The organism is Arthrobacter sp. MDT2-16 (assembly GCF_054510925.1).
The window spans coordinates 231,603-256,255 of sequence record NZ_JBTNDP010000005.1; the positions used below are offsets into that span (position 1 = coordinate 231,603).

A 24,653-nucleotide genomic window follows, 5' to 3' on the forward strand; every position below is an offset into this window, starting at 1 on the left:
CTGTGTCCCTTGTTCGAATCTGTGTGCTGTACGGGGGCCGCCGAGGTTTCGGCGTGAACCTTCATGTGAAAAAACGTTAACGCTCAGGTTGAGAGTTAATGTTATGTCAGGTAACTTCTATGTTCGACGCTAGGTGTATATGTCCCGCGTTGCAAAGACCGGGCGTTGTGTGTCGGGCGTGTCGGCCGTGTCCTGCCCGTTCGCGCCGTCCTCGAGGGGTCATACTGCGCTCCCCCTCCGCGGCGTCCGCCCCGCTCGTGAGCCGTTCCTCCCGCCGCCTGCCTCACCGGGTGACCGGCCGGTCCGGGGTGCTGACATCGAACTCGCGCACGGGCGGATCACCGGCCGGCATGGCCAGCAGCGCTTCCAGGACCCGGGCCTTCTCCGCGCTGCGTTCGGAGCTGCCCCAGAAGATCCTCTGGTCCCCCGAGAGGGACAGGCGGATGGAGTCGACGCTCGACGCCGAGGCATGGTTCAGCCGCGACAGGACGCCGACGGGCAGCTCGGCCAGGACGGCGGTGATCGAGGAGAACACCTCCGAGTTGACGGCATTGGTCCCGCCGTCGATCAGCGGGAGCTTGACCTCGTCCCGCTGGGCCACGCTGGCGAGCTGCCGGCCCTCGGAATCGATCAGCACGAACTCCTGCCCGTTCTGCAGGACCGCGACGGGCACGCGTTCCCGGACCGTCACCACGAGCGTGGAGGGCGGCTCCGCCGCGATGTCGACGTCCTCGATGGGGGCCTTCGTCGCCAGCAGCCCGCGGACCTGTCCGGCCGAGATCCTGGTCAGCGACGTCCCGATCAACGGGGCGAGGGCGGTGTCCACCTCCTGCGTGGACACCAGTACGTTGCCCTCGACCACCACGGTCCGCAGGGCCAGGGCCGGCGAGAACACGGCGTAGGCCACCACGCCTCCGAGGACCAGCGCCAGCGCCACGAGCGCGAGGAGGGTGTTCCGCAGCCTATGGGACTTCCGCGGCGTCGGGAACTCGAGGACCGTTCCCGCCGACGAGGCACCGGCCGCGCGCCGGTCCGGCGGAGAGGCCGTGCCACCCGGGACAGCGGAGGTCCGGACGGCCCGCGTGGCGGGCGGCTTCCTCGGCGTCATCCGCGGGCCTCCGACGGCCCCGCTCCCGAGGCGCGCTCCCGCAGCAGCGTGACGAGCCGGACGCCGTACTGCGTGACGTCGCCTGCTCCGATGGTGAGGATGATGTCCCCCGGTCGCGCCTGGGCCGTGACGGTGTGCAGCGCGGCGTCGGGGTCCTCGATGTACGAGCCTCCGGACATGAGGTCGGTGATCGTCCAGCCCCCGACGTCGTCGACGGGGTCCTCCCGAGCTGCGTAGACCGGCAGCACTGTCGCGGTGTCGGCGAGCGAGAGCGCGTCCGCGAAACCGGTGGCGAACTCGCGGGTGCGCGAGAAGAGGTGCGGCTGGAAGAGGACGTGCACGCGGTGCTCCCCTGCCACGGTCCGGGCTGCCGTCAGGGCGGCCTGTACCTCCGTGGGGTGGTGGGCGTAGTCGTCGAACACGCGGACGCCGTCGCCCTCGCCGCGTGCCTCGAACCGGCGTGCCGCACCGGAGAACAGCGCCAGCCCCGTGGCCGCGACCGCGGGATCGACGCCGAGTTCCAGTGCTACGGCGAAGGCCGCGGCGGCATTGAGGATGTTGTGGCGGCCGGGGACGCCCAGCTGCAGCTCCTGCTCGGCGTCCAGGCCGTCGACCAGAAAGGAGAGCACGCTGTTCGTGGTGCTGCCCACGGCCCTCGTGGCACTGATCCGGAGGTCGGCGGTCTCCGCGTAGCCGTAGGTGCGGACCCGGCGCGGCTCCCCGACACCTGCCGCAAGGGCTGCGGCACCCGGGTCGTCCGCGCAGGCCACGAGCAGGCCGTCCTCGGGCAGGCGCTGCGCGAAGGCGCGGAAGGCGGCGTGGACGGCGTCGGCGGTGCCGTAGTGGTCGAGGTGATCCGCCTCGGCATTGGTGACCACGGCGATCCGCGGCGCGTAGTTGAGGAAGGAGCCGTCGGACTCGTCCGCCTCGGCGACGAAGACACCGCTGCCGGTCCATTCCGCGTTGACGCCGAGTGCCGCGACGTCACCACCGATCGCGAAGGACGGATCGAGCCCGGCCTCGCGGAGCAGGACCGTGATCATCGCCGTCGTCGTGGTCTTCCCGTGCGTCCCGGCGACCGCGATCGCCTGCTGTCCGTTCATCGCCGCCGCCAGCGCCTGTGAGCGGTGCAGGACGGGCAGTCCGCGCCGCCGTGCCTCGGCGAGTTCGGGGTTGGCCTCGCGGATCGCCGAGGAGACGACGACGGTCCCGCCGTCGGGCACGGCCCCGGCCGTGTGGCCCACGTGCACCTCCGCGCCGAGGGCCGCCAGGGCGCGGAGACCCTTCGAGTCGGCGGCGTCGGACCCCGACACGCGCAGACCCTGCCCGAGGAGGACCCGCGCGACGGCGGACATGCCCGCGCCGCCCAGGCCGATGAAGTGCACGGGTTCGCGCAGTACGGCGGGTTCCGCCGGTGCGCCGGGGTGGGTCCCCGACGTGTGCCGCGCCGGCGGGGCCGGGTGGCCGCCCAGGGGCGCGCGTCCGGCGTTCATCGCGCTCCCTGCGCGGCGTCGAGGACCAGCTCGGCCATCCGCCGGTCCGCGTCGCGCACGCCCTGCGCGTAGGAGGCCGCGGACATGGCGTGCAGCCGTCCGGGGTCCGTGGCCAGCGCCAGGACGTTCTCGAGGATCCAGGCGGGAGTGAAGGCGGCGTCCTCGACCTGGAGGGCACCGCCGGCGGCGACCAGGCCCACCGCGTTGTGCCGCTGCTCGCCGTTGCCGTGGGGCAGCGGGACGAGCACGGCGGGGAGGCCCACGGCGCTGATCTCGCTGACGGTGGCGGCGCCGGCGCGGGCGATGAGGAGGTCGGCGGCGGCGTACACGCGCTCCATGCCGTCCACGAACTCGACCTGGTGGTAGCCGGCGACGGCGAGGGGTGCGCCGTCGCCCCCGGCCACCTGCTTGCCGCGTCCGGTGATGTGGAGGACCTGCACGCCTGCCGCGGTCAGGTCGGGGACGGCGGCGGCGACGGCGCGGTTCAGGCTCGCAGCACCGGAGGACCCGCCGGTCACGATGACCGTGGGGCGCTCCGGGTCGAGCCCGAGGGACGCCCTCGCCTCCGCGCGGGCGGCCGCGCGGTCGAGGCCCGCGATGCTCCTGCGCATGGGCATGCCCACCAGCACCGCGTCGGCCAGTCCCGTGCCCCCGAAGGCGACGGCGACGCGCGACGCGATGCGCGCACCCACCCTGTTCGCCATGCCGGGGTGGGCGTTCGCCTCGTGGATCACCACGGGCACGCGCTGCGTCCAGGCGGCGAGGTAGACGGGCGTGGAGACGTAGCCGCCCACCCCCACGACGACATCGGCCGCGGCGTCCGCCACGATGGCGCGTGCCTGGCGGACGGCCCTGACGAGGCGCACCGGGAGCTTGACGAGGTCGATCGACGGGCGGCGCGGCATGGGTACGCGGTCGATGGTCCGGAGGTCGAAGCCGGCGGCCGGCACGAGGCGCGTCTCCATCCCGGCCTCGGTGCCGACGGCGGTGATGCGGGAGCCGGGTCGCTCCTCGAGGATCGCCCCGGCGATCGCGAGCAGGGGGCTGATGTGGCCGGCCGTGCCGCCACCGGCGAGGACGACCGACACGGGGCGTGCGGGAGAGGGGTGCGTCATGAAGGGGTGGGTTCTCTTCTGGAGGTGGAGGACGTCGGGGTGGCTGCCGCATCCGCGTCGGGCGCGTGCGGCGTCTTGCGGGCGAAGGACAGCAGGACGCCCACGGCGGCGAGCGTGAAGGTGAGGGCGGACCCTCCGTAGGAGATGAAGGGCAGCGGCACCCCGATGACGGGGAGCAGCCCGGTGACCATGCCGACGTTGACGAAGGCCTGGCCGATGAGCCAGACGAGGATCGAGCCCATCAGGATCCGTACGAAAGGATCGGTGTAGCGCAGCGCCACCCGGATGGTGGCGACGGCCAGGATGCCGAAGAGCAGGACCACCACGAGGGTGCCGAGCAGCCCGAACTCCTCGCCGATGATCGCGAAGATGAAGTCGTTGTGCGCCTCGGGGATCCAGTTCCACTTCTGGCGGCTCTGGCCCACACCCACCCCGAACCAGCCTCCGGAGGCCATGGCGAACAGCCCGTTGTCGGACTGCAGGCACAGGTCGGCGCCGTCGTCGCAGTTCAGGCGCAGCCAGGCACTGACGCGCCCGCCGCGGTTGGAGCTGGTGGCGACCATCAGGAGGGAGCCGGCCAGCGCCGCGAGGCCCGCGAGGGTGAACAGCTTCATCGGTGCCCCCGCGAAGAACAGCGCGGCTCCGGCGATCATCATCAGCACCAGGCCGGTGCCGAGGTCGCCGCCGATGAGCACGAGCCCGATCGGCAGGCCGCCGAACGGCAGGGCAGGGATCATCGCGTGCTTCCAGTCCCTGATCAGGGCCTTCTTGCGCTCGAGCACGGTGGCGAACCACAGGGCCAGCGCGAGCTTCGCCGGTTCGGAGGGCTGGAAGGACTGGCCGCCGATCATGATCCAGTTCTTGTTGCCGTTGATCTCCTCGCCGATCACGAGGACGAGGACCAGCAGCACGATCGCGATGACGAGGCCGGGCCAGGCCAGTGCCTTGTAGGCGCGGGGCCCGAGCCGGGAGAGGACGAACATCAGGACGATCCCGATGCCGGCCCAGACGGACTGCTTGAGGAAGAGGTCGAAGCGTTCCTTGCCCTCGGAGATCGCCTCCACGGAGGACGCGGAGAGGACCATCATGAGGCCGATGGCCGTGAGTGCCAGCGCGGCACCGAGGATGAGGTAGTAACTCGATCCCGAGGGCGTGCGGTCCGACCCCTCGAGGAGCATCCAGCCGCGCCGCAGCCGCGCTCGGAGACCCTTCGCAGGCTGCTCCTCGGGCTGGGCTACCGGCGCCGTCGCCGTGGTCGCACCGGCCCGGACGGTGTGCGCCTTGACTGCCGGACTGGCGGGGACGCGCGGGTGCACCGGACCGGACGGGCTCGCGGGCCGCGCCGCCTCCGTGCTCCGTGCCGGCCGGACGGAGGGCTTGCGTCCTCCTGGACGGGTTGGCGTGGCCATCACGACTCCTTCGCGGTTGTCCCCTGGCCGCGTGCCCCGACGGCGGCCATGAAGGCGGTGCCGCGGTGTGCATAGGAGGAGAACTGGTCCATCGATGCGGCGGCCGGTGCCATGAGCACGGTGTCGCCCTCACGGGCCAGACGTGCCGCCTCGGCGACGGCCCACTGCATCAGGGCCTCCCCGGTTGCCGGATCGGTCGATCCGCCGTCGTGCCCCCGACCAGTCTGGGGCTCGGGGTGGAGTGACACCGGGACATCGGGCGCGTGTCGGGCGAGCGCGTCCTGCAGCGGCGTTGGGTCGGCGCCGAGCAGGATCACGGCCCGGAGTCTCGCGGCGTGGTCCTTGACGATCTCGTCGTAGGACACGCCCTTGGACAGGCCTCCCGCGATCCAGACGACGGAGGAGAACGACGCGAGGGACGCCGAGGCCGCGTGGGGGTTGGTGGCCTTCGAGTCGTTGATCCACAGCACCCCCGCCTCGTTGGCGACCACCTGGATGCGGTGGTCCCCTGGCTGGAAGGCGCGGATGCCGTCACGGACCGCCGCCGCCGGGATGCCGGCGGCGCGCACGAGGGCCGCCGCCGCCAGCGCGTTGGCGACCAGGTGACGAGGGACCACCTCGCCGAGTTCCCCGATGGAGGCGAGTTCGGCGGCGGAGTCCTTGCGCTGCTCGATGAAGGCGCGGTCCACGAGCAGGTCCTCGACCACGCCCACCATGCTGATCGACGGCATGCCGGTGGTGAAGCCCACAGCCCGGCAGCCCTCGATGACGTCGGCGTCCTCGACCATGGCCTCCGTCTCCCGCTGCTCCACGTTGTAGACGCAGGCGATCCTCGTCCGCTCGTAGACCGAAGCCTTGGCCGCGCGGTACGCCTCGTAACTGCCGTGCCAGTCCACGTGGTCCTCGGCGATGTTGAGACAGACGCTCGCCAGGGGCGAGATGGAGTGGGCCCAATGCAGCTGGAAGCTGGACAGCTCGACCGCGAGGAAGTCGTAGCCCTGCGGGTCGCGGATGACGTCGAGGATCGGCGTCCCGACGTTGCCCGCCGCCACGGCCCGCTTCCCGGCGGCCAGGAGCATGGACTCGGTGAGGCCCACCGTCGTGGTCTTGCCGTTGGTCCCGGTGATGGTGAGCCACTCGGCCGTGGGACGTCCCCGGCGCTCGCGCACGCGCCAGGCCAGTTCGACGTCGCCCCAGATCGGCACGCCGGTGGCCGCGGCCTCCGCGAGCAGCGGCTGGGTGGGGCGCCAGCCGGGCGAGGTCACCACGAGCTCGGCCTGCCCGCCGTCGACGGGCGGGAGCGCGGCGGCGTGGTCGGCACCGAGCAGGACGTCGCGGGCACCGACGATCCGCAGGGTGTCCGCCTTCGCCCGGTTCTCCTCCGTGTCGCCGGCATCGACGACGACGACGACGGCGCCCAGCTCGATCAGCGTGTCCGCGGCGGAGAAGCCCGAGGCACCGATGCCGGCGACGACGACCCGCAGGCCGGCCCAGTCGGCGTCCCACGTGGTGAGTCCGCTCAGGCGCGGGGTCTCGACAGGGGTGGTTCCGTCCGGTGCGCTCATCCCACGACCCATTCCGCGTAGAAGATCCCGAGGGCCACAGCGACGAAGAGCCCGGCGACGATCCAGAATCGGACCACCACCGTGACCTCGGCCCAGCCCTTGAGTTCGAAGTGGTGCTGCAGCGGCGCCATCTTGAAGACGCGCTTGCCGCCGGAGAGCTTGAAGTACCCGACCTGGATGATCACCGACAGCGTGATGACCACGAAGAGTCCGGCCAGGATCACCAGGAGCAGCTCCGTGCGGGACAGGATGGCGAACCCTGCGATGGCGCCGCCGATCGCCAGCGAGCCGGTGTCGCCCATGAAGATCTTCGCGGGTGAGGTGTTCCACCACAGGAAGCCCACCAGCGCGCCGCACATGGAGCCGGCGATCAGGGCCAGGTCCAGCGGATCGCGTACCTCGTAGCAGACGCTCCCGGCACCGGGTGAGCCGCAGCTCTGGTTGCTCTGCCAGATGCCGATGAGCATGTAGGCGCCGAACACCAGGATGGAGGCACCGGCCGCGAGGCCGTCCAGCCCGTCGGCGAGGTTCACTCCGTTGCTGGCGCCGGTGATGATGAGGTTCGACCAGATCACGAAGAGGATGGCACCGAGGACCGTCCCGGCGAATGCGAAGTCGATGGGCGTGTCTCGGATGAAGGACACGGCCGTCGACGCCGGGGTCCGCCCCTCGGCGTTCGGGAACTGGAGGGCGAGGACGCCGAAGACCACGCCGACGGCGGTCTGCCCGATCATCTTGGCGGGGGCGCTGAGGCCGAGGCTGCGCTGCTTGGAGATCTTGATGTAGTCGTCCGCGAAGCCCACGAGCCCCATGCCCGCGGCCAGGAAGAGCAGCAGCAGGCCGGAGGCGCTGGGCCCGCCCACCGGGGAGCCGACGGCCATCATCAGCAGGTGCGTCAGGAAGTACGCGAGCAGCACCGACCCCACGATCACGGCCCCGCCCATGGTGGGCGTGCCGCGCTTCGTGTGGTGCGCCGTGGGTCCGTCGTCGCGGATGAACTGGCCGTACCCCTTGTTGACCAGGAGCCTGATGAACAGGGGCGTGCCGACGAAGGCGAAGAACAGTGCCGAGGCCGAGCCTATGAGGAGTGCTATCACGGCTGCTGGGCCTTTCCGGAGGCGTCGGGTCCGTCCGCCTCGATGAATACCGGGGAATCCTGCTCCTGCGGGGTACCGGACGGGTCCGGCCGGGCGATGCGGTCGCCGAGGAAGCGCAGTCCCGCGCCGTTGGAGGACTTGAGGAGCACGATGTCGCCGGGCGCGAGTTCGGCCGCGAGCATCCGCTCGGCCGCCGCGACGTCGTCGACGTGCACGGCCTCGCTCCCCCACGAGCCCTCGAGCACGGCGCCGTTGAACAGGGCCCGCGTGTTCGGTCCTACGCAGACGAGCTTGGAGATGTTGAGCCGGACCACGACGCGGCCGAGGAGGTCGTGCTCCTCGATGGAGCGGTCGCCCAGCTCCAGCATCTCGCCGAGCACCGCCCATGTCCGCCGGTGTCCGGTACGTCCGAGCTCGGCGAGGGTCCGGAGGGCAGCACGCATCGACTCGGGGTTGGCGTTGTAGGCGTCGTTGATGACGGTCACGCCGTCGGCCCGCTCGGTGCGTTCCATCCGCCAGCGGCTCGCGGCCCCCTGGGTACGCAGGCTCGACGCGATGTCCGCGGGAGCGCAGCCGACCTCGTAGGCGACGGTCGCGGCGGCCAGCAGGTTCGTGGTGTGGTGGAGCCCGAGCAGCGGGGAGACGATGTCGTGCTCGCTGCCGTCGGGGAAGCGGAGGGTGAAGGACGGGTTGCCGTCGGCCGTCGTCGTGCTGTTCCGTGCCCGCACCACGGGCGCGCCGTCCGCCGTGAAGTCGTCCGACGCCGTGAAGAAGGCCACGCCTGCACGGGTGCGGCCCTGCATGGCGAGGACGCGTTCGTCGTCGGCGTTGGCCACTGCGGTGCCGCCGGGGGTGAGGGCCTCGAAGAGCTCGCCCTTGGCGCGGGCGATGTTCTCCACGCCGCCGAACTCACCGGCGTGGGCAGAGCCCACGCCGAGGACGACGCCGACGTCCGGCTGCACGAGCGAGGCGAGGTAGGCGATGTGGCCGGGCTTGGTGGCCCCCATCTCGATGACGAGGTACCGGGTGTCCCAGTCCGCCTCGAAGACGGTCAGGGGCACGCCGACCTCGCCGTTGTAGGAGCCGCGGGGCGCCACGGTGGGTCCCTTCGCAGCGAGGACGCCGGCCAGCAGGTCCTTCGTGGTGGTCTTGCCCGCGGAGCCGGTGATCCCGATGACCGTCAGCTCGCCGTTGGCCCGCAGGCGGCGGACGGTCTCGGCGGCCAGCGCGCCCATGGCGAGGACGGCGTCGGGCACGACGACGGACGCGAACGGCACGCCGTCGGGTCCGGTCACCTCACGCTCGGCCAGGGCGAGGACGGCGCCGCGCTCGAAGGCGGCGCCGACGAAGAGGTGCCCGTCGGACTCCTCGCCGGGCTTGGCGACGAAGAGCGAGCCGGGGCCGCTCTCCCGGGAATCGGTGGCTGCGGAGGTGACGGTGAGGGCGGGATCGGCCCCGATGAGGGCTCCGCCGGTGAGTGCCGCGATCTCGGCTGCGCTGAATTCAATCATGACGGTTCAGGACTCTATCCCGGCCGGGGAAAGCCCAGAGAATCCGTGCCTTGTCAACGCGGACCGTAGCTCCACGCGGTCGTCGAGGGACAGATTGACGCCCTTCACTTCCTGCCAGACCTCGTGTCCGCGGCCCGCGATGATGACGGTGTCCGCGGCACGGGCGAGGGCGACGGCGCGGTCGATCGCCTCGGCGCGCGGGAAGACCTCCAGCACCTCGCACGCGAGTCCCTCGTCCCGGACGGCCGCCTCTGCGCCCTCACGCACCGCGCGGCGGATGACGGCGTCGTCCTCGTCGTGGGGGTCGTCGTCGGTGACGATGAGGATGTCGGACAGGCGTGCGCCGACGGCGCCCATGACGGGGCGCTTCGACTCGTCCCGCTGTCCGGTGGCGCCGAACACCGCGATGACGCGGCCGCCGGGCCTGCGGACCGAGCCGAGCGTGCGCTCGAGGGCATCGGGGTTGTGGGCGAAGTCGACGATCGCGGCCGGCTCCTCGCCGACGAGCTGCATGCGGCCGGGGACCTCGGTGGTGAAGGGGTCGGCGGCGTCGAGGGCGCGCTGGAGGTCCGCCAGCGGGACTCCCGAGGCCAGGACCATGACGGTCGCCAGGGCGGCGTTGGAGATGTTGAACGTCCCGGGCAGGCCGCTGCGGATCCGCAAGCGCTCCCCCGTCGGCGACCGCAGCACGAAGCCGTGCCCGAGCCCGCTGGGCTCGACGTCCGTGACGGTCCAGTCGGCCGCCGTCCCGCCGTCGGGCGCGGGATCGGGTGCGGGGTCGGTGCGGAGTGTCAGGACGGGCACCTCCGCGGACGCGGCGAGCCTGCGTCCCCAGGGGTCGTCGACGATGACGACGGCCCGGCGGCAGCGCGCCGGCGTGAAGAGCGATGCCTTGACCGCGTAGTAGTCCTCCATGGTGCCGTGGAGGTCGAGATGGTCCTGGGTGAGGTTGGTGAAGCCCGCGACGTCGAAGCGTACGCCGTCCACCCGCCCGAACTCGAGCGCGTGGGAGGACACCTCCATGGAGGCCGCACCGAGACCGCGCTCGCGCATCAGGGCGAGGAGACCGTGCACCTGCGGGGATTCGGGCGTGGTCAGCGCACTGGGGATGGCCTCGCGGCCCGCCCGGATCTCGATCGTGCCGATCAGTCCGGTGGAGTGCCCGAGCGCCTCCAGGAGGGCGTTGAGGAAGTAGGTCGAGGTCGTCTTGCCGTTCGTGCCCGTGATGCCGAAGAGCGTGGGTGCCGGAGCGTCGTCGGGCTGGCTGTCGAAGAGGACCCGGGCGAGGGGGCCCACGGCACGTCGGGGGTCCGGGACGACGACGACCGGCGGGAGGTCCGCGCCCGAGGCCGCGGCCAGGTCCTCGATGATGCGGGCGCCGGCGGCGTCCGTCAGGACGGCGAGTGCTCCGGCGCGGACGGCCTGGTCGGCGAAGTCGGCGCCGTGCCGCGTGGCCCCCGGTAGCGCGGCGTACACGTCGCCGGGCAGGACCGCCCGCGAGTCGAGGGTGATGCCGGTGACGGTGGGGAGATCCACCGGGACGGTCGGACCGGCAGGTGCGCCGATGGCGGCGAGGGCCGCCGACAGGCTGACCGGGTGCGGGGCATGCGGCCGCATCAGGGCAGCGGCGCTCCCCTGCGGCGTGTTCGATTGCACGGTGTTCTGGCCTCCGGGTCAGTATTCGACCGGGTAGATGTCCGGTTTGGTGGTCGAGGCCGGGACGTTGTCGGCGTTCAGGACCTGCTTCATGACCTTCTGGAAGGACTCGCCGGGGATCAGGTAGTAGAGATCGCCCTTGGGCCTCTGCAGCGTGATGACGACGACGTACTTCGGGTCCTCGATCGGTGCGATCCCGGCGTAGGACAGAGTGTAGCCGTCGTAGCCGCCAGACGGGCTCGGCGCCTCGGCGGTTCCCGTCTTGGAGCCGACCCGGTACTGCTCGAGCTCCCCGGACTTGCCGGAGCCCTCCTGGGTCACGGTCTCGAGCATCTTGCGCATCTCGGCGGCGGTGCCCTCCGAGACCACCTCCGTGCCCTCGGCCTGCGGCACCACGTGCTCGGTGCCGTCGGGGTCGATGTAGGCGTCGATGAGCCGTGGCTGGAGGCGGACGCCGTCGTTCGCGATCGTCTGGTAGACCATGGCGGTGTGGAGGGCCGTCTGTGTGAGGCCCTGGCCGAACAGCACGGTGTACTGCTGGCGGTCGTCCCACTTGTCCGGCGTGGTGAGCAGCCCCTGGTTCTCCTCGTTCATGCCCGTCCCGAGGGGCTCCCCGATCCCGAACTTCTTCAGCCAGTCGTAGCGTTCCTGCTTGGTCAGCTTCTCGCCGATCTGGACGGTGCCCGTGTTCATGGATTTGGCCAGGATGCCCGCCGCGGTGCGGTGCTCGGTGCCGTGCTCGGAGGAGTCCTTGAAGGTCTGGTCGCCCACGGTGTAGCGGTTCTCGAGCGTGAACTTCGACGTAGGCTCGATCAGTCCCTCCTCCAGCGCGGCAGCCAGCGTGATGACCTTCGTCGTCGAGCCCGGCTCGAAGGACGCGCTCAGGGAGTTGGGGCGACGCTGCTCGGGAGGGGTCGCCGTCGGGTCGTTGGGGTCCGGCGTCGTGGACTCGGCCATGGCGCGGATCGCACCGGTCGCGGTCTCGACGACCACGATGTTGCCCCATTCCGCCTTGTAGTCCTTCACCTGGGAGGCGATGGTCTGCTGCGCGAACCACTGCAGGTCCTGGTCGATGGTGAGCCGGACGTCCTGCCCGTCCACCGCCGGGATGTCCTCGTTGGTGGCGTAGGGGATGCGGATGCCGTCCCCGCCGATCTCGAACGTCCGCCGGCCGGGCGTGCCCTCCAGGGCGTCATTGAGGGAGTACTCCAGGCCCTCCTGGGGCTCACCGTTGGCGGACACGAACCCGATCACCGATCCCGCCACGGGGCCTGCGGGGTAGGTCCGGACGCTCGTCTCGTCGGCGTAGACGCCGGGGAAGCCGACGGCCATGACGCGGTTCTTGACCTCGGGTGTGACGGACTTCGCGACGTAGTTGAAGGTCGCCTCACCCATGATCGCTTCCTCGAGGGTCGCGGCGTCGATGCCGAGGATCGCCGACAGTTCGGTGAAGCCCTGCTCGATCGGCACGTCGGTCTCGCGCCGGACGCCGTTCTCCTCCTCCGGATCCTCCACGGTGCGGCTGAACTGTTCGACGGCGCTGAGCCGCTGGTCCACCACGATGTCGTAGCGCTCGACGCTGCGGGCGAAGTACTTCCCGTTCTTGTCGACGAGCGAACCTCTGACGGGCTGCACCTCGGTGGAGGTGAGCCGCTTGGACAGTCCGGCCTGCGCCATCCCGTTGAGGTCGAGCGCCTGCAGCTGGAACAGGCGTACGCCGAGGACCAGGAGGAGGATCAGGACGAAGGCCAGCCCCACGCGGAGCCGGGTCGAGCCGAGGGCCAGGCGGAGGCTGTCAGGGCTGCCGGAGCGTGCAGGGGTCACGGAGGAATCCTTGTCGATCGTCAGGTGCTGTGCGGGATGCGGCAGTCGTCGGCGTGTCGCCCCGCTAGCGGTCGGATCCGAGCTGCTCGGGGGCCGGGATGGTGCCCGAGGCCGAGCTGCCCGTCCCGTCGCCTGCAGCAGCGGCACCGGCATCGCCGTCGGCCACGGAAGGGGCCTCGCCCGCGTCGGCCGCCGGCTCCTCGGCGACCGGAGGGGAAGCGACGGCGGCCGGCGCCGGCTGCACCGTGTCCAGTCGGGGGGCTGCGATGAGCGCCCCGGGCTTGGGCCCTTCCTTCGCGGGCTCCGGCGTGCCCGTCATCCTCTTCGTCTCCAGGTCGATGGTCCCGAATGTCGGGGAGGAGACCATGCCGAGCTTCGTCGCAGCGGCCGCGAGGTTCTGGGGGGCTTCCTTGCCCTCGATCTCGAGCACGAGGGCCTCGTTCTGCTGGCTCAGCGCCACCTGCTGGTTCCGGAGCTGGACGAGTTCGTACTGGGTGCCGGAGACGGAGATGTTGAGCATGAGCACGGCCGCAAGTGCCGCACCGAGCACGAGCAGGATGAAGACCGCGAAGGGCACGCGCCGCCGGGCCGGGCGCGCGGGCACCACGGAGAGCGGCGTGCGAGGTCTCGGCTGCGGGGCCACGGCACCCGGGGCGCTCCCGGTCAGCCGCTCCGGGGCGACGGCGAGGGCGCCGTGTCCGGCGTAGGCAGTGGCGCGGTGGCGCTTCTCAGCAGTCAATACCTGGCTCATCTGGTCTTCCTGTCGACGGGTGCTGCCTTGATGCGTTCGACCGCGCGCAGCTTGGCGGATGCCGCACGTGGGTTCTCCTCGATCTCCGCTGCCGTCGGCGCTTCCGTGCCGCGCGTGAGCGAACGGAGGTACGCCTTGTGCTCCTCGAGCTCCACCGGGAAGCCGACGGGTGCCGAGGACCTCGTACCCGCGGTGAAGGCGCTCTTCACGATGCGGTCCTCGAGGGAGTGGTAGGACATCGCGACGACCCTGCCGCCCAGGACGACGGAGTCGACGGCCGCCGGGACCGCGCGCTCCAGCACGGACAGCTCCTGGTTGACCTCGATGCGCAGCGCCTGGAAGGTCCTCTTGGCGGGGTGTCCCCCCGTGCGGGCTGCGGAGGCCGGCACCACGCCGCGGATGACGTCGACGAGCTGGGAGGTCGTCCGGAGGGGCTCGGCCTCCCGTGCGGTCACGATCGCGGAGGCGATCCGCCCCGCGAACTTCTCCTCGCCCCAGGTGCGGATGATGCGCAGGAGGTCCTCGGAGGCGTAGGTGTTGACGACCTCGGCGGCCGTGATGCCGCTGCTCGTGTCCATGCGCATGTCCAGGGGCGCATCGTAGGAGTAGGCGAAGCCGCGATCGCGCTCGTCGAGCTGCAGGGAGGAGACGCCAAGGTCGAAGAGAACGCCGTCGACGCCCTCGATCCCGAGGTCGTCCAGCACCTCGGGCAGTTCGTCGTAGACGGCGTGGACCAGGTCGGTGCGGTCGGCGAAGGCCGCGAGGCGCTCCCCGGCCAGGCCGAGCGCCTCGGTGTCGCGGTCGATGCCCACCAGGTGGGCCGCGGGGAAGCGCTCCAGCATGGTCTGGGAGTGGCCGCCCATGCCCAGCGTCGCGTCGACGACGACGGGGCGGCGCCCTGCGGCCTCGGCGGAGGCTACGGCCGGGGCGAGGAGTGAGACGCAGCGGTCGCGGAGGACGGGGACGTGCCGGTCACCCGTCGGCCGGTCTCCGCCCATGCGTCCACTCCCTCCTGCAGCTCGCCGTAGATCGTCCCAGTGTGTTGCTGCAGGCCGGCGGGAGGCGGTTTCCTTCTCTTGAATCAGACCCCCATCCGGCCGGAGGGTCATCGCCTGGCTCCGGGGAAGTGGAGCCAGGTGGTGGACCGTGTCCGGCGGCTGGAGATCTCATCCAAGAGGATTCGCCCATCCGCGAGTACTTGCTGCGTCGTCGTGCTCTTCGTGCCTGTCGTGCGTGTCCTGCCGTATTTCAGATGATGCCCGGGAAGGCGTCCTCATCCGTTTCGGAGAAGGCCGTCTCCTTCTCCGTCAGGTAGGTGTCCCAGGCATCCGCTGCCCAGATCTCGGCGCGGCTTCCCGCTCCGATCACCGCGAGCTCCCGGTCCAGTCCTGCATACGTCCTCAGAGCCGGCGGGATGGTGATCCTGCCCTGCTTGTCGGGGACCTCGTCCGAGGCTCCCGACAGGAAGATGCGGTTGTAGTCCCTCGCCTGGCGTGACGAGATCGGTGCCGCGCGCATCTGCTCGTGAACCCTCTCGAATTCACTCATGCTGAAGACGTAGATACAGCGTTCCTGGCCCCTGGTGAGGACCAGTCCCTCGCTCAACTCCTCACGGAATTTCGCAGGGAGAATCAGCCTGCCTTTCTCGTCGAGGCGGGGGGTGTGAGTTCCGAGGAACATCCCTGACCGCCTGTTCTGAGTCCGCCAAGCCCAGCTCGTTGCTGCCTTGCTCTTATATTCCCCACTTTACTCCACAACTCTCCACGGTCAATGCATCCGCGCCGTGGCGCGCCCATTCCTGTGCCTCTCCGGGACCCTCCCGGCGCCTTGATCCCGGCAGCCCGTCGGGTCACGGACTCCGGGGAGGGAAATGGAGGAGGAACACATCGTTCGGGGCATGCGCGGACGCCTGGAAACGGTTCAACCGGTTAAAAGGGAAGAACCCGCCGCGGCGGGTTCTTCCAGGGGCTGTGCAGATCCGTCGGGATCGTGACGCAGGGGTCTAGCTCTGGTCGCGCTTGCGCTCGTCCCACTTGTCCTCGAGGCCGGACATGAAGCCGCTCTTCCCGCCGGTCGGGGTCTTCGCGGGCCTGCCGGGCGCTGTGCCCGCCTCCACCTGCCGGGACTTCGTGGTCGCGAAGTAGACACCGGCCCCCATGATCAGGAAGCCGAGCACCCCGACGACGGTCAATGCGTAGACGATGCCCGCGAGGAGGACCAGGATGCCTGCGATGGTGATGAGTGACCCGATGACCAGGCGCCGGGTCGACATCGATTTCCGCGTGTCCGAAGCCATCGAGTGGGCGAATTTGGGATCGTCGGCGTGTAATTGCTGTTCGAGCTGATCAAGCAACCTCTGCTCGTGTTCCGAGAGTGCCATGACCGCCTCCTTGAAGTGGATACCAACGTTCCTTTACCCAGACAACGACCCGCACCCGGCTCCGGTTCCCGGCAGGAGTGCCGTGGACCGCTGGTTCCGGATGGCGGAAAGTAGTGCTGGACGGCAGGTGTCTGCCTGCTTAAAGAGTAGTTTGCTCCCTGATGGGTGCAAAGTCACAACGTGGTGTTGTTCATGCGCTCCGCGGGATGCTACCCGACCCCTGGGTACCGTTCATTCGCGCGCTGTCCGGGGGTCCGTGACGGCCCGGTCCGGAAGCGGCCCGGAGGGGTAGGCCGGCCGGCGGGAGTACCCGGCCGGCGGTGTCGCAGCCGGCGTCCCGGTGGACATCTCCTCGGCGCCCGGGTGGGTCTCTCCGTCCACCCGCTGCCGGCCCTTGGGGCGGAGGAGGCCGGCGGGCATCACGCCCGCATCGCCGAACTTCCTGTTCACGTCGTCCAGTGCCCTCTCGGCGATCCGCCAGTTGTCGTCCCGCCGGTCGATGGTGAGCTGCGTGGACCCGTCCCCGCCCGTCTCGAGGGACTCCGCCCGCAGGCCGATCAGCCGGACGGCCATGGGCCGGTCCCCCAGCGCCGTGAGCAGCGCCGTCGCCGCTCCGTACAGTGCATTGGCACTGTCCACGGGCTCGTCGAGCTTCTTGGACCGCGTCAGAGTGGTGAAGTCGGCGTAGCGCAGCTTCAGCGCGACTCCCCCGGCACGGTGGCCCGAGGCACGGAGCCGGGTCGCCGTGCGGTGCGCGAGCCTCAGCAGCTCCCGCCGCAGGACGTCGGAGTCGTCGATGTCGCGGGAGAACGTCTCCTCGGCGCCGATACTCTTCTCGGGCCGGGCGACCACGACCCGCCGGGGGTCGCGACCCCAGGCGAGGTGATGGACGTGCTCCCCCGAGGACCCGAGCAGTTTCCTGAGCGTCGGGACCGGGGTGTGCGCGACGTCCTCGACGGTGCTGATGCCGATCCGCGCGAGAACCTCCTGCGTCTTGGCCCCGACACCCCAGAGCGCGGATACCGGCAGGGTGTGGAGGTAGGCGACGGTCTGATCCCCCGGGATGAGCAGCAGTCCGTCGGGCTTCGCACGCGCGGAAGCGATCTTGGCGACGAACTTCGTGGTCGCGGCTCCCACGCTCGCGGTGATGCCGAGCGTCGACTGGATCTCGGCGCGGATCTGCTCGCCGATCTCGCGCGGGCCGCCCAGCCGGCGCATGGAGCCGCCGATGTCGAGGAACGCCTCGTCCACGCTCAACTGCTCGACCTCGGGTGTCACCGAGCGGAAGATCCTCATCACCTCGCGGGAGACCTCCGAGTACCGCCGATGGTGGGGCGGCAGGATCACCGCGGTGGGGCACCGCCGCATCGCGATACTCATGGGCATCGCCGACCGCACGCCGAACCGGCGTGCCTCGTAGGAGGCGGAGAGCACCACGGACCGCCCGGACGGAGAGCCGACGACCACCGGGACGCCGCGCAGGTGGGGGTGGTCCAGGAGTTCGACGGAGACGTAGAACGCATCCATGTCGATGTGCAGGATGCGGCACTCCGCGTGCTCGACCCGCTGCGATACCTGATTCCTGGACACGCATCAATCGTACGCAGCGCCACTGACGCCGGGACGGGCAGCCGGGGCGGGCAGCCGGGACGGGCAGCCGGGACGGCGCCCCCTCGACGACCGACTCCGGCCGTCGAGGCAGGCACGGGGCACGGCGGGCACGTCCGGACCGACGGATAGAGTGGGGTCACCACGTCCAGCCGACCCGCCCGGGAGATCCATGCTGTCCGCACCCGCTACACCCGAGAAGGACGGATTCGTTCCCGATGCCATCTCCGAGGAGCAGGACCGGTTCCGCTCCTCGCTCACCAGGACCATCGAGGACTTCCTCGCCGAGCAGCGCGACGTACTGGTGGGCATCTCGGGAGAAGCACTGCCCCTCCTCTCGAGCATCGCGACCCTGACGAGTGGCGGCAAGAGGATGCGGGCGCTGCTCTGCTACTGGGGATGGCGGGCTGCCGGCGGGTCGCCGACGGCGCCTGCCCCGGTGGTCGCGGGGACCGCGCTCGAGTTCTTCCAGGCTGCCGCCCTGATCCACGACGACATCATCGACCGGTCGGACACACGGCGCGGACGGCCCAGCGTCCACCGGCAGTTCACGGCGCGGCACACCGACGCCGGCTGGCACCTCGACCCCGAGCGGTTCGGGGTCTCGGCGGCCATCCTGGCGGGCGATCTCTGCCTCGCCTTCAGCGAGGAGCTCTTCACGGCGGCCTGCGCCGGCACCACGGGCGACGCCGCCCGCACGATCTTCAACCGCATGCGGACCGAGGTCATGGCCGGTCAGTACCTCGACCTCCTGGAGGAGGCCGTGGGGCCCGACCAGACGCCGGAGGTCGCGGCGGAACGCGCGCTGAACATCCTCCGGTTCAAGTCCGCCAAGTACTCGATGGAGCGTCCGCTCATGCTCGGCGGGGCCCTGGCGGGCGCTGACGACCGTCTGCTGGCGGCCTACTCGGCGTTCGCCCTGCCGCTGGGCGAGGCGTTCCAGCTCCGCGACGACGTGCTGGGCGTCTTCGGCGATCCGGAGGTGACGGGCAAGCCGGCAGGGGACGATCTCCGGGAGGGCAAGCGCACCTTCCTGATCGCCCGCGCTCTTCAAGCGAGCTCCGGGGAGGACCGCGCCAGGATCAATGCGATGCTCGGCGACACGTCCCTCGACGACAACGCCGTCGCCATGCTGCGCAGCCTGATCGTGGACAGCGGTGCCCTGGTGCACACGGAGCAGCTCATCGCGCAGAAATCCGGGGACGCCTTCGCGGCACTGGAGCGGCTCGGGATCGATACCGTCTCCCGGCGCGCCCTCCACCTGCTCGCGGAAGCGGCGGTCACGCGCAACGCCTGATGCCCCGGACGCCCCGGTTCCGCATCACGCGGTGACGGAGTCCACCCTGCCTCGGGCGGACACACGCTCCTACCAGGCGGCTGCCTGGGCACGGCGCCGGATCTCCGTCTTCCGCCCCTCACGCAGGGCGTCGATCGGACGACCCGGCAGGGATTCGTCCTCGGTGTAGAGCCAGCGGATGATGTCCTCGTCGCCGTACCCGGAGTCCGCGAGGACGAGCACCGTCCCCTTGAGGCTCTCCAGGACTGCTCCGTCGGCGAGGAAGTCGGCCGGGACGCTGCGGATGTTGCGTTCCCCGATCCGTACGCTGACGAGCGACCTCTCGCTGATGAGCGAGTGCACGCGCGTGATGGGGAGGCCGAGGGCCTCGGCGACCTCCGGGAGGTTCAGCCAGGCCGGTACGAGGTGTTCGAGTTCAGTCACCGTCCAAGGGTGCCACGCTCCCGCATCCATCTCCACTCGACGGCCCAGGGGCGCTCCGAGGCCCGGGAGACCGGCGCAGGACCGGCGCAGCTCCGGAGCAGGACCGACGCAGGATTCCCACAGGACTGGAGCAGCCCCCGGCAACACGGCCATGCCTCCGGCGCGACACGCCAGAGCGGAGGTTCAGGCCCTTTGGAGACCTCTTGTGCTACTCCCCTTTTCGTGTAAGTTCACAGGAGTCACAGAAGCAACAGTAACAACACGTGACACAACAGCATCACCAGCACTTGCATGTGCCCAGCCGGGAAGCACCATCTCGGGTACGTGCGTCCGCGCGGACTCAGCCGCCAACAGACGAGGAACGAAAACATGACTGCCCAGCGATCGAATGCACCGCTGAACGGCACCCGCAGGAAGGCCGCCGGCGCCAGCCGTCGCGGCCTGAACGTCGCCGTGACCACCGCCGCCCTGCCCGCGGTGCTTCTCTCTTCCGTCGCCTTCGCCCAACCGGCGACGGCAGCACCCGCTCCGCAGGCATCTGCGGCCCGCCACCTGGCCGCGGCCCCCACGCAGGTTCCCGCGCGGGCCGTCGTGCCCGCCGCCCTCGTAGCCGGTACCGTCCCCGCGCAGAAGACCGCGGTGACCGTGCAGACCGCCCCGACCGCGCCGACCGCGCCGAGCGAGTACACCATCAAGCCGGGAGACACCATCGGTGCCATCGCCAGGCTCCATGGCCTGTCGACGGAGGCCGTGCTCGAGCTGAACAAGTTGACCGCGCGCACCATCATCTACCCCGGACAGAAGATCAAGCTGACCGGCAGTGCCGCACCTGCCCCCGGAGCGGCCCCCGCCGCTCCTGCGCCCGCTCCCCAGCAGTCCGCCGGGACCTACGTGGTCAAGCCCGGTGACACCCTCGGCGCGATCGCCATCCGCAATGGGGTGGGCCTCCAGGACCTCCTGACCGCCAACAAGCTCTCCATGACCTCGGTCATCTTCCCCGGGCAGAAGATCACCCTGGGCGGTGGCGCACCGGCACCCGCCCCTGCACCCGCGCCCGCACCGAACAAGCCCGCAGCCGCACCTGCGCCGGCTCCCGCTCCCGCTCCCGCTCCCGCCGGCACGTACATCGTGAAGCCCGGTGACACCCTCGGCGCGATCGCCTCCCGCAACGGTGTGGGCCTGCAGGCCCTCCTGACTGCCAACAACTGCACGATGACGTCGGTCATCTACCCGGGACAGAAGCTCACCCTCACCGGCGGGGTCACCGCTCCGGCTCCCGCGCCGGCGCCGACGGGCCTCGTCCCCTCGACGTTCTTGGGCTACACCTACCCCGACAAGGTGGTCGCGGACGCAAACTCGAACAAGGCGCTGCTCAACTCGATGCCCGCGCCCTCGCCGGCCGAGATGCGGCAGATCGTCGCCGACACGGCGCGTTCGATGGGCGTCGACCCGAGCCTCGCGCTCGCGTTCGCGCACCAGGAGTCGGGCTTCAACCAGCGCGCGGTGTCCCCGGCGAACGCCATCGGGACCATGCAGGTCATCCCGTCCTCGGGCCAGTGGGCGAGCGACCTCGTGGGCCGCAAGCTGAACCTGCTGGACCCGTACGACAACGCGACCGCCGGCGTCGCGATCATCCGCTCGCTCGTCCGCACGAGCCCATCGCTGGACATCGCGATCGCCTCCTACTACCAGGGTCAGTACTCGGTGCAGAACCGCGGTATGTTCGAGGACACGAAGCGGTACGTCGCGTCCATCAAGGCGCACCAGAAGAACTTCGCGTAGGCCGTCCCGGCCCGGGTGCCGGGCCGGGCGGAGGGGGTGGGATCGCGTGGTGGTCCTGCCCCCTTCGTCTGCACCCGATTAGTATCGGAGGGTGCACCAGCTACGGAAGGATCCGCTCGAGGGAGCCACGGTGGACGGGCGGTACGTCGTCCATTCACGGCTGGCCCGCGGCGGCATGTCCACCGTGTACCTGGCCACCGACCGCCGACTCGACCGACGGGTCGCGCTCAAGGTCCTCTACCCCCACCTCGCCGAGGAGCCCGGCTTCACCGAACGCTTCGAGCAGGAGGCGAAATCGGCCGCGCGCCTGTCGCACCCCCACGTGGTGGGCGTGCTCGACCAGGGCGTCGACGAGATCGGGGGGCAACCCGTCGCCTACCTCGTCATGGAGTTCGTCTCCGGCAGGACGCTGCGGGACGTGCTGCGCGATCACGGCCGGCTCACGCCGCGTCACGCGCTCACACTGCTCGACGCCGTCGTGGAGGGACTCGCGGCGGCCCATGAGGCGGGACTCATCCACCGCGACGTGAAACCCGAGAACGTCCTGCTCTCGGACGCGGGGGCCGTGAAGATCGCCGACTTCGGTCTCGCGCGCGCCGTCTCGGCGTCCACCGGGACCGCCACGCTCGTCGGGACCGTCGCCTATCTCTCCCCCGAACTCGTGCTCGGCAGGCCGGCGGAAGCCCAGAGCGACATCTACTCGACGGGTGTGATGCTCTTCGAGCTGCTGACCGGCAGGCAGCCCTTCACCGGGGAGACCCCCATCCAGGTGGCGCTGCAGCACGCGCAGTCGGACGTCCCCGCACCGTCCTCGCTCCTTCCCGGCCTCGCCCCCGACATCGACGAACTCGTCCAGTGGTGCACCTCGCGGGACCCCGAGGACCGCCCGGTGGACGGCGCCGCGCTCCTCGGCGAACTCCGGCACATCCGGGCAACCCTCAGCGAGGAGGACCTGGACTTCGACCCGTCCGACGTGCCGGATCCCGGTCCGGAGCAGGACCAGCTGACCGCCGCCGTCGTCCCCCGCCTCCCCGCCGGTGACGAGCGGACCGAGGCCCTGCCGCGCGATGCGTTCCTCCCCCGCGCCGCAGGCGCACACACCGCGCAGCAGCGGTCCGGACGGACCGAGGTCCTGCCCGCGGCCGGACGCCGGGACGACCGTACCGGTGTCATCGATCGCAGCCACCATGCGACGAGGGTCATCGGCGCCATGCCGGCGACGCCCCCGCCGGGTGCGCCGTCGTCGATCGGCACGGCCCCCTCCGGACAGGCCGGCGGCCCCGGCACCGGCGAGGCGTGGGCGCCCGACACGCACGACGGTCCGTCGAGGACCCTGCACAAGGCGGAGCCGGACGACGGCGCCCGACCGGCAGCCAGGCGCCCCGCCGGCAGTTCGGTCCGCCCGCCGTCCAGGAGGCAGCAGGCGCGCGAGGCACAGCGACCACAGAAGACGCTGCAGGGCCGGGCGGCGCGCCGGTCCGTGCGGATCCTCGCGGTGCTGCTGGTCCTCCTCGCGGGCCTCGTGGCCGGTGCAAGCTGGCTCTTCGGTGCCGGCCCGGCGGGAACGGTGTCGCTGCCCGACGTCGCCGACACTCCCCTCGCCGAGGCCCGTACCGTCCTCGAGGGGCAGGGGCTCGCGTCCCTGTCCACGGAGGAGGTCTTCGACGAGCAGGTCACCGCGGGGCTGGTCGTCGGCACCGACCCCGCCGCCGCGTCCCTGGTCCGCCGCTTCGAGCCCGTCGAACTACTCGTGTCGAAGGGCCCCGAGCTGTCGACCGTCCCGGACGTCACGGGACTTCCCGAGGAGGAGGCCGTCGCGGCTCTCGAGCGCGCAGGGCTCGGGGCGACGGTGACCGATGCCCGGAAGTACAGCCAGACCGTGCCGGAGGGCGCCGTGGCCCGTCAGGACCCGTCCGGCACCGAGGTCCGACGCGGGACACGGGTCACGCTGACGCTGTCGCAGGGGCCCCGCATGGTGGGGGTCCCCACGGTGTTCTCGTTGCCGGAGGAGCGTGCGATCGCGACGCTCGAGGCCGCCGGTTTCAAGGTGCAGGTCGACTACACCTTCGGCAGCGCCGTCCTCGGTCTCGTGGCCGGCCAGAGCCCCGCGGGCGAGCAGCCCGAAGGCACCACGATCCGGATCACGGTCACCTGACGCGCAGGCGGACCGGACGCGACGGCGGCCACCGGTGGTGGCCGCCGTCGCGTCGTGTCCAGGGCAGGGTCACCCTGCCCTGGGGTCAGCTCTTCGAGAGGGCCCCGGCGACGAGGAAGGCCATCTCGAGCGACTGCATGTGGTTCAGGCGCGGGTCGCACACCGACTCGTAGCGTTCCAGGAAGGCGTCCTGATCGATCGGGTCGGCGCCGCCGAGGCACTCGGCGACGTCGTCGCCCGTCATCTCGACATGCAGGCCGCCGGGGAACGTCCCCAGGGCGTTGTGCACCTCGAAGAAGCCGCGCACCTCGTCGATCACGTCGTCGAAGTTCCGCGTCTTGTACCCGTTCGGCGAGGTCACCGTGTTGCCGTGCATCGGATCGGTGACCCAGAGGACCTGTGCCCCGGAGGCGGTGACGCGCTCCACCAGGGACGGCAGCTTCTCCCTGATGTTCTTCGCCCCCATCCGGGTGATGAAGGTGAGTCTGCCCGGCTCGCGGTTCGGATCGAGCTTGTCGATCAGGGCGAGGGCGTCGTCAGCCGAGGTGGAGGGTCCGAGCTTGACGCCGATCGGGTTGCGTACGCGCGACAGGAAGTCCACGTGCGCGCCGTCGATGTCGCGGGTGCGCTCCCCGATCCACAGGAAGTGCGCCGAGGTGTCGTACGGCAGGGAGGTGCGCGAGTCGATGCGGGTCAGTGCACGCTCGTAGTCGAGGAGCAGCGCCTCGTGGCTGGCGAAGAACTCCACGCGCTTCAGCGCTTCGAAGTCCGTGCCGCAGGCGTCCATGAACCGCACGGCCCTGTCGATCTCGCGGGCCAGCGACTCGTAGCGCGAGTGCGCGGGGTTGGCCATGAACCCCTTGTTCCAGTGGTGGACCAGCCGCAGGTCCGCGAACCCGCCCTGGGTGAACGCCCGGATGAGGTTCAGCGTCGATGCGGACGTGTGGTACGCCTTCACCATGCGCGAGGCGTCGTGCCCGCGGCTCTCGGGGGTGAAGTCGTACCCGTTGACCATGTCGCCCCGGTAGGCGGGCAGGGTGACGCCGTCGCGGGTCTCGTCGTTGGAGGATCGCGGCTTGGCGAACTGGCCGGCCATGCGCCCCATCTTGATGACGGGCAGCGACGCACCGTAGGTCAGGACGACGGCCATCTGCAGGATCGTGCGGACCCGCGCACTGATCTTGTCCGCCGTCGCGCCGTCGAAGGTCTCCGCGCAGTCACCGCCCTGGAGGAGGAAGGCCTTGCCCTGCGCCGCGGCCGCGAGCCGTTCGCGCAGTACGTCCACCTCACCGGCGAACACCAGCGGAGGAAGGGTCGAGAGTTCCTTGACCGACGCCGAATAGACCCCGGAGTCTTGCCAGGATGGCTGCTGGACCGCCGCCATCGAGCGCCAGGCATCGAGGCCGGCTGTACTGGAGGAGACGGGGTCCGCGGTACGCGGGAGTACGGGAGCTAGCGAATCAGTCACAGGGGAATTCT

General features: G+C 70.7%; 19 protein-coding genes. 3 read left to right on the forward strand and 16 right to left on the reverse strand.

Features of this window, described 5'->3' with window-relative positions; all coding sequences use genetic code 11:
• Window positions 1–283 precede the first annotated feature (283 nt).
• The 14 genes from ACX80N_RS11125 to dinB form a co-directional block, all read right to left on the reverse strand.
• On the reverse strand, window positions 284–1,108 hold the full coding sequence (locus ACX80N_RS11125) for a cell division protein FtsQ/DivIB (protein ID WP_459339436.1): 825 nt from the start codon (window positions 1,106–1,108) through the stop codon (window positions 284–286).
• Window positions 1,105–2,601 carry a UDP-N-acetylmuramate--L-alanine ligase gene (murC, locus tag ACX80N_RS11130; RefSeq protein ID WP_459339437.1) on the reverse strand — a complete coding sequence of 499 codons (1,497 nt, stop codon included), beginning with the start codon at window positions 2,599–2,601 and terminating at the stop codon, window positions 1,105–1,107. The genes ACX80N_RS11125 and murC overlap by 4 nt, the downstream gene beginning before the upstream one ends.
• The gene (gene murG, locus ACX80N_RS11135) at window positions 2,598–3,716 is read right to left on the reverse strand and encodes an undecaprenyldiphospho-muramoylpentapeptide beta-N-acetylglucosaminyltransferase (protein ID WP_459339438.1); all 1,119 of its coding nucleotides are present in this window, start codon (window positions 3,714–3,716) and stop codon (window positions 2,598–2,600) included. The genes murC and murG overlap by 4 nt, the downstream gene beginning before the upstream one ends.
• On the reverse strand, window positions 3,713–5,125 hold the full coding sequence (gene ftsW / locus ACX80N_RS11140) for a putative lipid II flippase FtsW (RefSeq protein WP_105030546.1): 1,413 nt from the start codon (window positions 5,123–5,125) through the stop codon (window positions 3,713–3,715). The genes murG and ftsW overlap by 4 nt, the downstream gene beginning before the upstream one ends.
• On the reverse strand, window positions 5,125–6,690 hold the full coding sequence (gene murD / locus ACX80N_RS11145) for a UDP-N-acetylmuramoyl-L-alanine--D-glutamate ligase (RefSeq protein WP_459339439.1): 1,566 nt from the start codon (window positions 6,688–6,690) through the stop codon (window positions 5,125–5,127). Before murD ends, ftsW begins: the two co-directional genes overlap by 1 nt.
• Window positions 6,687–7,787, reverse strand: a complete 1,101-nt coding sequence (gene mraY, locus ACX80N_RS11150) for a phospho-N-acetylmuramoyl-pentapeptide-transferase (RefSeq protein WP_105030548.1) — start codon at window positions 7,785–7,787, stop codon at window positions 6,687–6,689. The genes murD and mraY overlap by 4 nt, the downstream gene beginning before the upstream one ends.
• Window positions 7,784–9,298, reverse strand: coding sequence for a UDP-N-acetylmuramoyl-tripeptide--D-alanyl-D-alanine ligase (locus tag ACX80N_RS11155; protein ID WP_459339440.1), 1,515 nt, complete (start codon window positions 9,296–9,298; stop codon window positions 7,784–7,786). Before ACX80N_RS11155 ends, mraY begins: the two co-directional genes overlap by 4 nt.
• 6 nt (window positions 9,299–9,304) lie before the next feature.
• Window positions 9,305–10,915, reverse strand: a complete 1,611-nt coding sequence (locus ACX80N_RS11160; protein ID WP_459339484.1) for a UDP-N-acetylmuramoyl-L-alanyl-D-glutamate--2,6-diaminopimelate ligase — start codon at window positions 10,913–10,915, stop codon at window positions 9,305–9,307.
• A gap of 57 nt (window positions 10,916–10,972) precedes the next feature.
• Entirely contained in the window at window positions 10,973–12,778 is a 1,806-nt protein-coding gene (locus tag ACX80N_RS11165) for a peptidoglycan D,D-transpeptidase FtsI family protein (protein ID WP_459339441.1), read from the reverse strand.
• A 64-nt stretch (window positions 12,779–12,842) separates the two neighbouring features.
• Entirely contained in the window at window positions 12,843–13,529 is a 687-nt protein-coding gene (locus ACX80N_RS11170) for a hypothetical protein (RefSeq protein ID WP_459339442.1), read from the reverse strand.
• Complete coding sequence (gene rsmH, locus ACX80N_RS11175; RefSeq protein WP_459339443.1) at window positions 13,526–14,527, reverse strand: 16S rRNA (cytosine(1402)-N(4))-methyltransferase RsmH; 1,002 nt, start codon at window positions 14,525–14,527, stop codon at window positions 13,526–13,528. Before rsmH ends, ACX80N_RS11170 begins: the two co-directional genes overlap by 4 nt.
• A 250-nt stretch (window positions 14,528–14,777) precedes the next feature.
• Window positions 14,778–15,209, reverse strand: a complete 432-nt coding sequence (gene mraZ / locus ACX80N_RS11180) for a division/cell wall cluster transcriptional repressor MraZ (protein WP_459339444.1) — start codon at window positions 15,207–15,209, stop codon at window positions 14,778–14,780.
• Between the two features lie 322 nt (window positions 15,210–15,531).
• Window positions 15,532–15,909 carry a DUF3040 domain-containing protein gene (locus tag ACX80N_RS11185; protein WP_459339445.1) on the reverse strand — a complete coding sequence of 126 codons (378 nt, stop codon included), beginning with the start codon at window positions 15,907–15,909 and terminating at the stop codon, window positions 15,532–15,534.
• A 231-nt stretch (window positions 15,910–16,140) separates the two neighbouring features.
• Window positions 16,141–17,499: a DNA polymerase IV gene (dinB, locus tag ACX80N_RS11190; protein WP_459339446.1), complete on the reverse strand. Its 1,359-nt coding sequence runs from the start codon at window positions 17,497–17,499 to the stop codon at window positions 16,141–16,143.
• 190 nt (window positions 17,500–17,689) lie between these two features.
• Here dinB and ACX80N_RS11195 point away from each other — a divergent pair, with 190 nt between their 5' ends.
• Window positions 17,690–18,814 carry a polyprenyl synthetase family protein gene (locus ACX80N_RS11195; protein ID WP_459339447.1) on the forward strand — a complete coding sequence of 375 codons (1,125 nt, stop codon included), beginning with the start codon at window positions 17,690–17,692 and terminating at the stop codon, window positions 18,812–18,814.
• Window positions 18,815–18,883: 69 nt separating this feature from the next.
• On the opposite strand, the gene ACX80N_RS11200 is transcribed toward ACX80N_RS11195, so the two are convergent.
• Complete coding sequence (locus ACX80N_RS11200; RefSeq protein WP_205753546.1) at window positions 18,884–19,237, reverse strand: Rv2175c family DNA-binding protein; 354 nt, start codon at window positions 19,235–19,237, stop codon at window positions 18,884–18,886.
• Window positions 19,238–19,606: 369 nt separating this feature from the next.
• On the opposite strand from ACX80N_RS11200, the gene ACX80N_RS11205 reads away from it, so the two are divergent.
• Together ACX80N_RS11205 and ACX80N_RS11210 are read left to right on the forward strand one after the other, a co-directional pair.
• Window positions 19,607–21,019 carry a lytic transglycosylase gene (locus ACX80N_RS11205; protein WP_459339448.1) on the forward strand — a complete coding sequence of 471 codons (1,413 nt, stop codon included), beginning with the start codon at window positions 19,607–19,609 and terminating at the stop codon, window positions 21,017–21,019.
• Between the two features lie 91 nt (window positions 21,020–21,110).
• Window positions 21,111–23,174 carry a protein kinase domain-containing protein gene (locus ACX80N_RS11210; protein WP_459339449.1) on the forward strand — a complete coding sequence of 688 codons (2,064 nt, stop codon included), beginning with the start codon at window positions 21,111–21,113 and terminating at the stop codon, window positions 23,172–23,174.
• Between the two features lie 85 nt (window positions 23,175–23,259).
• Here the strand turns inward: ACX80N_RS11210 and ACX80N_RS11215 are convergent, their stop codons facing one another.
• Complete coding sequence (locus ACX80N_RS11215; protein WP_459339450.1) at window positions 23,260–24,642, reverse strand: class II 3-deoxy-7-phosphoheptulonate synthase; 1,383 nt, start codon at window positions 24,640–24,642, stop codon at window positions 23,260–23,262.
• Window positions 24,643–24,653 lie beyond the last annotated feature (11 nt).